This window comes from Stenotrophomonas maltophilia (assembly GCF_013464915.1).
Lineage (GTDB): Bacteria > Pseudomonadota > Gammaproteobacteria > Xanthomonadales > Xanthomonadaceae > Stenotrophomonas > Stenotrophomonas maltophilia_AT.
In genome coordinates, this window is the sequence record NZ_RAVT01000069.1 from 22135 (window position 1) to 28806 (window position 6672).

General features: G+C 68.2%; 5 protein-coding genes. 1 reads left to right on the forward strand and 4 read right to left on the reverse strand.

Going from position 1 to position 6672, the window contains the following annotated elements:
• Positions 1 to 50: 50 nt before the first annotated feature.
• Genes edd through zwf form a run of 4 tightly spaced genes read right to left on the reverse strand, consistent with a single transcriptional unit; the run spans position 51 to position 5184 of the window.
• Positions 51 to 1964 (reverse strand): phosphogluconate dehydratase, encoded by a 1914-nt coding sequence (edd, locus tag D7T59_RS20180; protein WP_180852725.1) that lies wholly within the window; start codon positions 1962 to 1964, stop codon positions 51 to 53.
• Between the two features lie 57 nt (positions 1965 to 2021).
• The gene (pgl, locus tag D7T59_RS20185) at positions 2022 to 2747 is read right to left on the reverse strand and encodes a 6-phosphogluconolactonase (RefSeq protein ID WP_180852726.1); all 726 of its coding nucleotides are present in this window, start codon (positions 2745 to 2747) and stop codon (positions 2022 to 2024) included.
• Positions 2744 to 3751, reverse strand: coding sequence for a glucokinase (gene glk, locus D7T59_RS20190; protein WP_099554236.1), 1008 nt, complete (start codon positions 3749 to 3751; stop codon positions 2744 to 2746). Before glk ends, pgl begins: the two co-directional genes overlap by 4 nt.
• Positions 3748 to 5184 carry a glucose-6-phosphate dehydrogenase gene (gene zwf / locus D7T59_RS20195; protein ID WP_180852727.1) on the reverse strand — a complete coding sequence of 479 codons (1437 nt, stop codon included), beginning with the start codon at positions 5182 to 5184 and terminating at the stop codon, positions 3748 to 3750. Before zwf ends, glk begins: the two co-directional genes overlap by 4 nt.
• Positions 5185 to 5536: 352 nt before the next feature.
• On the opposite strand from zwf, the gene D7T59_RS20200 reads away from it, so the two are divergent.
• Positions 5537 to 6619, forward strand: coding sequence for an ABC transporter ATP-binding protein (locus D7T59_RS20200; protein WP_164139269.1), 1083 nt, complete (start codon positions 5537 to 5539; stop codon positions 6617 to 6619).
• Positions 6620 to 6672 lie beyond the last annotated feature (53 nt).

Consider the following 6672-nt stretch of genomic DNA (forward strand, 5'->3'; position numbering starts at 1 on the left):
GCCAGGGCGCTCTACTGCCCAGGCCGGGAAGCTTGCCGCGGCTTTTCGCTTCAGGCGTCCTTCGCCTCATGCGGCGCCGCCGCCGCCGCATCGTGCCCCAGCTCGTATTCCGCGTCGTACTCCCACGGCCCGCCATCGGCCGCCGCCGGCCCGCATGAAATCGAGATCGCCCCCTGGTCGGCCGGGCCCACCACGCGGCGGTTGATCGCGAACAGGTTGCGGCCCAGGTCATGCGCGGCAGGCGCAGTGTTCGGCGCCAGCGAACGTGCGGCCCATTCGGCCGCGTCCACCAGCACTTCCAGCGTGCCAGCCTCGCCATCCAGGCGGATCATGTCGCCCTCGCGCACCTTGGCCAGCGGGCCACCGCGCGCCGCTTCCGGCGTCACATGGATGGCTGCCGGGATCTTGCCCGAGGCACCGGACAGGCGGCCGTCGGTGACCAGCGCCACGCGTCGGCCCTGGTTCTGCAGCAGGCCCAGCAGCGGCGCCAGCGAATGCAGTTCCGGCATGCCGTTCGCGCGCGGGCCCTGGTAACGCACCACCGCCACGAAATGCTCGGGCAGCAGGCCACCGGCATGCAGCTTGTTCAACACCTGTGGTGCATCGACCACTACGGCCGGGGCTTCGATCGTGCGGTACTGCGGCTTCACCGCCGACAGCTTGATCAGCGACTTGCCCAGGTTGCCACGCAGCAGGCGCAGGCCACCCTGGTGCTCGAACGGATTGTCGACGCCACGCACCACTTCGTCATCGGCGCTGTGTTCCAGGCCCGGCAGATAGACCAGCTGGCCGTCGCGCAGCTGCGGTTCGCGCGCGTAGTCGGCCATGCCGCCACGGGCCACGCTGACCAGATCGCCGTGCATCAGGCCCGCCTTGATCAGCTCGCCGAATACGAACGCCGGGCCACCGGCAGCCGCGAAGCGGTTCACGTCGGCGTCGCCGTTCGGATAGACGCGGGCCAGCAGCGGAATCAGCTGCGACAGTTCATCAAAGTCGTCCCAGGTCAGCACGATGCCGGCGGCACGTGCCACCGCGATCCAGTGGATGGTGTGGTTGGTCGAACCGCCGGTGGCCATCAGCGCGATGACCGCGTTGATGATCGCGCGCTCGTCGATGATGCGGCCCAGCGGGCGGAAGTCATCGCCCAGTGCGGTGATGTCCAGCGCACGTTCGGTGGCTTCGCGGGTGAGTGCATCGCGCAGCGGCGTGCCCGGGTTGACGAACGATGCGCCCGGCAACTGCACGCCCATTGCTTCCAGCAGTACCTGGTTGGAATTGGCGGTGCCGTAGAAGGTGCAGGTGCCGGCGCCGTGGTACGAGGCGGACTCGGCTTCCAGCAGTTCTTCGCGGGTAGCTTCGCCGGCAGCGTAGCGCTCGCGCACTTCGGCCTTCTGCTTGTTCGGGATGCCCGGGGTCATCGGGCCGGCCGGCACGAACACCGCCGGCAGATGGCCGAACGCCAGCGCACCGATCAGCAGGCCGGGAACGATCTTGTCGCACACGCCGAGGTAGACGGTGGTGTCGAACATGTCATGGCTGAGCCCGATCGCGGTCGCCTGTGCGATCACATCGCGCGAGAACAGCGACAGTTCCATGCCGCCACGGCCCTGGGTGACGCCATCGCACATCGCCGGCACGCCGCCGGCCACCTGTGCGGTGGCGCCCAGTTCGCGGGCGATCTCGCGGATCTGCTCGGGATAGGTCTCGAACGGCTGATGCGCCGACAGCATGTCGTTGTAGGCGGTGATGATGCCCAGGTTCGGCGTCACGCCGCCGCGCAGGCGGCTCTTGTCGGTGCCGCCGCAGGCGGCGAATCCGTGGGCGAGGTTGCCGCAGCTCAGGCGGCTGCGGAACGGGCCCTCGCGCAGGGAGGCGTCGATCGCGGCCAGGTAGGCAGCGCGCGAGGCGGCGCTGCGGCGGATGACGCGCTCAGTGATGGCTTGCAGTTGCGGATGGAGGCTCATTGGCTACCGGCGTTCGTGGTGGCGAGAGGCAAGCGGCGGCATGCGCCGCCGCCAACATCAATCAGCCCAGTGGACGCGCAGGCGCGCGCCGTCAAGGTTGATCGCATTGAGGATCGGGTACTGCTGGGCGTCATTGCTGTCCAGCGCCTGGCGCAGCACCTGCAGCTTCTGCTTGCCGCGCAGCAGCAGCAGGCGCTGGCGGCACTGGCGCAGGCCATGCGGGGTCAGCGTGATGCGCAGCGGCCACTGGTTCGCCCCCGGGCAGCCGGTGGCATCCAGTGCTGCATAGGGCAGGGTGCTTTCCAGTGCACGGGCCAGGTCCTTCGAACCCGGGAACAGCGAGGCGGTGTGGCCGTCGTTGCCCATGCCCAGTGCCACCAGGCTTGGCGGCTGGCTGTGCTGGGCCTGCAGGTTGGCGGTGTAGACGCATTCCGGCAGCGGCTTGCCTACGCGCACCAACGGATCGAAATGCGCACCCTCGGCACGCTTGAGCAGGTTTTCGCGCACCAGCCAGGCATTGCTGTCGCGATCCTGCGGCGACAGCCAGCGCTCGTCGGCCAGGCTTACCTCCACCCGGTCCCAGTGCACGTCCAGTTCGGCCAGGGCCTGGTAGACCGGTGCCGGCGTGGTGCCACCGGACAGCAGGATGCGGGCACGGCCCACTTCGTTGATGTCGTGGTTGAGGGTCTGCGCCATCTCGGCAGCTACCGCCTCGATCCAGCCATCGGCATCGCCGTGGTGGATGAACTCGATGCGGTCGTCGTGGAAGGGGGTGGGGCTCATGCGGCAACTCCAGGTGCGTCACGTTCGGCGTCGGCGGCATAGGCGGCGGCGCCCAGCAATCCGGCGTGGGGGTGCATCACGGCCAGCGACGGCACCCGCGCCATGATCGAAGAGAACCGCCCCTTGTGTTCGAAGCGCTGGCGGAACCCGGAGTGCTGCAGCGAATCGAGCATCTTCGGGGTCAATCCACCGGTCAGGAACACGCCGTCCCAGGCGCCCTGGGTCAGTACCAGGTCGCCGGCGATGGCGCCGAACACGGCGCAGAACACATCGACGGTGCGCATCGCCTGCGGATCGCCGTGCAGGGCGCGGGCGGTCACGTCCACCGGCTGCAGCTGGCCCGGATCGATGCCGGCCATCTCGCACACGGCGCGATGGATGTTGACCAGGCCGGGGCCACAGATCAGGCGCTCGTTGGAGACGCGGCCGAACTGCTCGGACAGGATCTCCAGGATGCGGATCTCTTCCGGCGTTCCCGGCGGGAAGCTGACATGGCCGCCTTCGGTTTCCAGCGGATAGCAGCGGCCGTGGCGCAGGATCAGGCCACCGACACCGAGGCCGGTACCCGGCCCGATCACCGCGTAGTTGCGCGGCTGGCCCGGCTTGCCCGGCACCCAGGCGGCACCGCCGACCTGGACCACGTCATCGGGTTGCAGCAGCGAAATCGCCATCGCCTGTGCGGCGAAGTCGTTGATCAGGTGCAGTTCGTTGAAACCCAGCATCGCTGCGGTGCGGCTGCGCGAGATCACCCAAGGATGGTTGGTGATGCGGGCTTCATCGCCATCGACGCGGCCGGCCACCGCGAACACGCCGCGGCTGGCGGCAGCGCCGATCTGCTCAAGGTGGTGGCGGGCCGCATCGCCGAGCGACGGGAACTCGGCCACTGCGTACTCGCGGATGCTCTCCTTCAGCAATGGCGCGTCCAGCGAGGTGTCGGCCAGGGCGAAGCGGGCGTTGGTGCCACCGATGTCGGCGACCAGCACCGGCTGCGAGCTGGCACTCATGCCGACGCTCCGCTGTCCGGTGCGTCCACGCCCTGCGGCAGGAACTCCGTTGCGTTGCTCGGCCCCCACTGGCCAGCGGGGTAGGGTTCGAGCGGCAGCTTGGCTGCCTTCCAGGCGTCGGCGACGCTGTCGATCCAGGCCCAGGCGGCACGCACTTCGTCGTCGCGCACGAACAGGGTGTGGTTGCCGTTGAACGCATCCAGGAACAGGCGTTCGTATGCGATGCGGCGGTGCAGGCCGGTCGGCACCGACAGTTCCAGTTCCAGCGGATGCAGTTCCAGCGCGCCCCATTCCGGGCCGGCCAGGCTGCTCATCAGGCCCAGCTCGATGTTCTCCTGCGGCTGCAGCTGGAACACCAGGCGGTTTGGCGCGGCCTGCGTGCGCTGCGGGCGCTCGAACAGCCAGTGGGTGACCGGCTTCAGCGTGACCACCACGCGGGTGGTGCGTTCGGGCAGGCGCTTGCCGGTGACCAGGTGGAACGGCACGCCGCTCCAGCGCCAGTTGTCGATATGCGCGGTGACACCGGCGAAGGTTTCCACGTCGCTGCCTTCCGGCGGCTGGTAGGCCTGCGCCGGCTGGCCGTTGATGGTGCCGGCGGTGTAGCGGCCACGGATGCTGTCACGCGCGGCGTGCTTGGCATCGAGCGGGCGCAGCGCGCGCAGTACCTTGACCTTCTCGTCGCGGATGCGGTCGGCTTCCAGCGACGCCGGCGGCTCCATCGCCACCATGCACAGCAGCTGCAGGATATGGCTCTGGACCATGTCGCGCAGCGCGCCGGAACGGGCGTAGTAGGCGTCGCGGCCGTCCACGCCTTCGCTTTCGGCGACCAGGATGTGCACCGATTCGATGTAGTTGCGGTTCCACACCGCTTCCAGCAGCGTATTGCCGAAGCGCAGCGCGATCAGGTTCTGCACCGCCGCCTTGCCCAGATAGTGGTCGAGGCGGAATACGCGGTCCTCGTCGATCCACTGGCCGATGGTGCTGATGATTTCCTCGGCGCTCTCGCTGTCGCTGCCGATCGGCTTTTCCAGCATCAGGCGTGCCGGCGCGGCGAGGGCGCCGCCCTTGGCCAGGCCTTCGCAGGTGGAGATGTACAGGCCCGGCGGAATGGCCAGGTAGCTGACGCACTTGCGATGCACCAGGTCGGAGACCGCAGCGGCGACCGAGTCGACGTCGCGCAGGTCGACCGAACGGTAGTCGATGCGGCGCAGCAGGCCGTTGATGTCGTCCTGCGAGGCCATCGGCATGGCCTGCTGCAGGCGCGGCCGCAGGATGTCATGGAAGGCTTCGGTGTCATGCCCGGACAGGGCCAGCGCGCGGATGCGGAAGTCCTCCGGCAGCAGGCCGTCGCCAAGCAGGCGAAGCAGCGAAGGGAACAGGTAGCGCTGGGCCAGATCACCTGTGGCACCGAACAGGAAGAGGGTGTCGTGCATCGCTCGAGTTTCAGATCCGGGTGACATCGTTGTCAATCGCTTCATGGCTGGGTTCGGGGGACATCCGCGCAACTGCCTGTCCGAGGTTCGTCGGGGGCGTTCTACCGGGCACCGGAAGACCGTTCCATTCGAAACCACTGCCTCGGCGGAAGCTTCGTTCCACCGCCGACGCAGATCGGTGCGCACCGATCATCGGATAGTGCCACGTGAAAACGTTTACATGGCAGAATGGGCAACTGTATTCGATTGCAGTGCTCGCCGTCATGCGGCAAGCGCGCAATCATCACTGCCATCGGGAGGGCCGAGGCAGTCCCAAAAGACAGCCCGGCTTCGGGCGGACCGGATAGGTGATATGGCAAAAGTGCAGTTGCAGGGTGTGCGCAAGGTCTATGACAACGGCCAGGTCGCGGTGAAGGACGCCACCTTCGAGGTCGCCGACGGCGAGCTGATGGTGCTGGTCGGCCCGTCCGGCTGTGGCAAGTCGACCCTGCTGCGGATGGTGGCCGGCCTGGAGGAGATCAGCGGCGGCACGTTGAGCATCGGTGATCGCGTGGTCAACGACGTGGCGCCGAAGGATCGCGACATCGCGATGGTGTTCCAGAGCTATGCGCTGTACCCGCACATGACCGTGGCCGAGAACCTGGCCTTCGGCCTGAAGCTGCGCGGCCATGACAAGGCCACCATCGACAAGCGCATCGCCGAGGCGGCGCAGACGCTGGGCCTGACCGAGATGATGGACAAGCTGCCCAAGGCGATGTCCGGTGGCCAGCGCCAGCGTGTTGCGCTGGGCCGTGCGCTGGTACGCGAGCCGGCGGTGTTCCTGCTTGACGAGCCGCTGTCCAACCTCGATGCCAAGCTGCGCCACAGCGTGCGTACCGAAATCGCGCAGCTGCACCGCAAGCTGGGCACCACCATGATCTACGTGACCCACGATCAGGTCGAAGCGATGACCCTGGGCCAGCGCATCGTGGTGCTGAAGGACGGCATCATCCAGCAGATCGATACGCCGATGGCGCTGTACGACCGGCCGGCCAACCTGTTCGTGGCCGGCTTCCTCGGCAGCCCGGCGATGAACGTGCTGCGCGGCACGCTGCAGGGCGACGCCGGTGGCGTGACCGTGGTCGACGGCGACTGGCGTGCACCGTTGGGCCAGGCCACGATCGATCCAGCGTGGCTGCAGAAGCCGATCGCGGTGGGCGTGCGTCCGGAGCACCTGCAGCCGGCCAGCGCCGATGATGCGCACGCGTTCACCGCGCGCATCGAAGGCATCGAACCGGTCGGCAACGAGATCTTCGTCAACCTCAGCAGTGGCCAGCACGCGCTGACCATGCGCGTGGCGCCGCAGTCGCTGCCGGGCGTAGGCGAGGACATCCGGGTGGCGATCCACCCGCAGGGCCTGCACTTCTTCAACCCGGAAACCGGCGAGCGCCTGTAACGGGTAGTGCCGGGGGGGGGGGGGGGGGSCCCCCCCCCCCCCACCCCCCCCCC